This is a genomic window from Parcubacteria group bacterium (genome assembly GCA_016186325.1).
Lineage (GTDB): Bacteria > Patescibacteriota > Minisyncoccia > UBA10092 > UBA10092 > JACPHB01.
Map to the genome: position 1 here is coordinate 1 of JACPLW010000008.1, position 3,888 is coordinate 3,888.

General features: G+C 38.6%; 3 protein-coding genes. All 3 read left to right on the forward strand.

Features of this window, described 5'->3' with window-relative positions; translation table 11 throughout:
- Positions 1-225 (forward strand): CRISPR-associated endonuclease Cas2 (gene cas2 / locus HYW79_02755; GenBank protein ID MBI2635441.1); only part of this gene is annotated, 225 nt, incomplete at its 5' end.
- 410 nt (positions 226-635) lie between these two features.
- Positions 636-2,996: an N-6 DNA methylase gene (locus HYW79_02760; protein MBI2635442.1), complete on the forward strand. Its 2,361-nt coding sequence runs from the start codon at positions 636-638 to the stop codon at positions 2,994-2,996.
- A 96-nt stretch (positions 2,997-3,092) separates the two neighbouring features.
- Positions 3,093-3,821 carry a PKD domain-containing protein gene (locus HYW79_02765; GenBank protein ID MBI2635443.1) on the forward strand — a complete coding sequence of 243 codons (729 nt, stop codon included), beginning with the start codon at positions 3,093-3,095 and terminating at the stop codon, positions 3,819-3,821.
- Positions 3,822-3,888 lie beyond the last annotated feature (67 nt).

Genomic DNA, 3,888 nt, shown 5'->3' on the forward strand with positions numbered 1-3,888 from the left:
CTAAAAGTTGTTATTTTTGATATTCCGGAAAAACAGAAGCACAAAAGGGAATGGCTGCGCGGTCAACTGCAGGATTTAGGGTTTAAGATGATTCAGAAGAGTGTTTGGATGGGGAAGAGAAAATTTCCGAAAGAATTTTTAGAGGACATTCGGGACTTAAAACTTTTAGCTTATGTTGAAATTTTTTCTGTCACAAAGACTGGTTCAATGCGTCCGTTAAGATAGCAAGATAGCCAGAGTTCTTCTGCGCCTGATTTTACTATACTAAAAAAGCGATCGCTTTTTAGTATAGTAAAGTGTTGGGATATATGGGAATAGGATGTACTGGGGTGATGGAGAGCTTGAAGATTTTCTATGGGTCAGTTATGGAAGGGTGTGGATAACTTTTGTTTTAAATTGTTTGAGTCTCTGATTTAATTAGGAGAATCTTTTTCTACTTCCATGAAAAGTAGCTCTTGGAAATTTTTTGCCGCGTTCGCGGCGATTATTTTTTTGGTGTTGGGGGTATTGGTTGTGGACAAGTCCACAAGTGTCCCATGACAACATAATGAGGAAATAGGCGGTCTTTAATAAAAAGGAATCATTCCCAAACCCACAGGGTATCGGAAATTACTTTTTTACTATACTATAGAAGGGTGAATGACTTAGATAAAAACCTGTCAATCTTAAAAGATTTACATTCCGAAGAGGATGTTAAGGCAAAATTAATCATTCCTTATTTCAAAAAGCTCGGCTACAGGGATGAACAGATCTTTTTGAACGTGCCAATTAAGGCGTTTTTAGGACGGCAATCAAAGACTGTCTATGCCGACTTGGTTATCAAGGAAGGTTCAAATCCCATCATCATTGTTGAGGTTAAAAAGCCGGGCGTTCAACTTGATGAGATTCACAAAGAACAAGCAATATCTTACGCTCGACAATCAGAAAAAGTTGTTCCGATTGCCGTTGTTACGAATGGTATCTCACACAAAATTTATGATGTAAAAACAAAACAACAAATTCCTGAGATACCAAAAAAGAGCGAGCTACTCAGTTTTCTTGCAACAATCAAGATCAGCAAGGAAGAAATTGAGGAGGCTGGAAGATTTATTATCGAGGGCTACGAAAATGTTCAAGAGATAAAAGCGGCATTGAATAAATGCCACGACATTATTAGAAGTAATGATGGCCTTGACCCAATTAGTAGTTTTGACGAAGTTAATAAACTTATTTTTGCGAAAATTCAAGAAGAGAAACGGAGCAACAATCGTTTTACAAAAGAATTCATCAAAGATAATCCCGAAGTTGAAATAAACCGAATTTTCCAAGATGCAAACGCCGCTTTTAGGACCAATAGAATTTTTAGTGACGATGAAAGAATAAAGTTGAATCCTGCCACCATTGTGGCTATTGTCGGCATTCTCGAGCAGAAAGCAATCTCTCAAACTAAGGACGACATTATCGGTCTAGCTTATGAGTCATTCTTACCTTCAATTTTTCGTGGTGAGCGATTAGGACAATTTTTTACTCCTGACAGAATCAAAGAATTCATGATAGAGATACTCGATCCGAAAGTTGGTAATTTGATTATTGATCCAGCTTTTGGTAGCGGTGGTTTTTTAGTGTTGTCGTATAAACGGTTACTTGAAGGCATCAAGGGTGGCAATTGGAATCAGAACAAAAAGGACGAAGAAAAACTCAAGCTATCTTCCGAGTATCTGTATGGTGTTGAAATAAATCCTCGACTCGAAATTGCGTGTAAAACAAATATGTATTTGCACGGCGATGGAAGAACAAAAATTTATCGTGGCGATGGATTACTGGACATCAGCGATATAGAAGAAGGTAAATTTGATATTGTCGTCACAAATCCACCTTTTGGCGCAAAAGTAGATCAGGAAGAAATCTTGAATAAGTTTGAATTGGGCGTCAGGCGGAATAAACAGCAATCTGAAGTTTTATTCCTAGAGCGTTGTGTGCGATTGGCTAAGCCGGAAACGGGTCGGGTGGGAATAGTTTTACCGGAAAGCGTTTTGATGAATACTACTTTTCAACCAGTGAGAGATTGGATGGATCAAAATGTGACAATTGATGCAATTTTCAAAATGCCAAGCTACGCCTTTAGTCCGTCTGGTGCGACGGGGATCCAAACCAGCTTAGTCTTTATGACGAGAAAAAAGCCTAAGACTTTCGATTATAAGATTTTCATGGGTAATGTTACCAAAATTAGCTTTGACACAAATAATCGCCCTGACGCCGATTATTTTCCAAACGCCGCTTGGTATTATCGAGAGTTTAAGGCAAAGAATAAAGAAATGTTTGATGATGAAAATTATTATATTATCAAAAGAAATGACGGTGAGTTATTGTCGGTAAATTTCTATAAGCCAAAATACCTCAAGTTACTCAAAAAAATCAAAAAAGAAAAATATCTCAAACTGGAAGATATTTTAAAGAAAGATAAATACTCGATTGTAGATGGTCCTTTTGGTACTCAACTTCACGTTTCCGATTACAAGACAGAGGGAATTCCAGTTCTTCGGGTCAAGAATATTGGGATAAATGAGTTTATAAATGAGGACTTAGTTTATATCTCAAAAGACAAACATAAAGAATTGATTAGAAGTAGAGTGCAAAAGGATGACATCATCATAGCTAAAACCGGAGCAACATTTGGTAAGGCATGTTTGTTCCCAGATAATCTTTTTCCAGAAGCGAACATTACCGCCAGTTGTTGCAAGATTAGTGTTGATCCGAATAAAGCAAATCCATACTTTATTGCAGAGTTAATCAACTCCCCGGTTGTTCATAGTCAGTTAGAACGCTATTCCGAGAAAGCCGCACAACCAGGATTCAATATGATTGAACTTAGGAAGGTTATCATCCCGGATATTCCGCTAAAAAGACAGGACAAGATAGCGGGTAGTATAAGAGAAAGAAAAAAGTTAATAATAGAGTTAGAATTGAAAATAAATTCGGAATCAAGCTTGATTAAAGAAGAGCTAGATAATTTATGACTTCAAAAAAGCAATACCAATGACTTTGAATTAAAAACTTGTCTTACGCCAAAAGCGGCTCCTTGCGCGGCGGCGAATCAGTCACCGACCGCCGTCTTGAGCTTTACTCCCGCGAGTCCGACTACGGCAGATACAGTTAATTTCAATGCCGCTTCTTCCAGCGATCCTGACGGATCTATTTCCTCTTACGCGTGGGATTTCGGAGACAGCACCTCGGCATCTTCAAGCAATGCTACCACTACGCATAATTATTCCACTGCCGGCAGCTATCAGACAGTTTTGAAAGTTATTGATAACCAAAACGCATCTTCAACAGCTTCGACTACAATCACCGTGACTGCTCCTGGACAAATTTCGTCAGTTTTATTTGAACAATCCGATAGCTCGGGCGAGATTTTTCTTGCCGGCGACCAGTACTTCTCTTTTGGAAATGGTGTCAATGGATCAGCTAACAAACTGAAAGTTAAATTTAAGCCGGACAATGTTACCGTTAATAATCAATACTATATTGCCCCTGTAAGAATCAGGGAAAATGGGGGAGCGGAGCTGGACTTTTGGTATAGCGGAAACGAGACGAAAGCCAATCAGCCGAAATATTGCTTTACTACCGCCGAGTCGAATATTTCTAAGGAGGTAATTTTCACTTTTGCCGATTCTCTTAATTTCTTAAGTAGTAAAACTTATGATGTTTACCTCGGGTTCTTGAGAGACGTGCCGGGAGATGTTTGCAGCAATAATCAAAATGTCGGCACCGGAGATCTTGTTCAGGGGTGGTGGGCGGCCAACGCTTCTAATACTTTAGTTTACTTCCAAATCGGGAATTAGTTTGCAATCAGTGAGCTAGTGATTTTATCTACTATACTAAATCAGCGATCGCTGATTTAGTATAGTA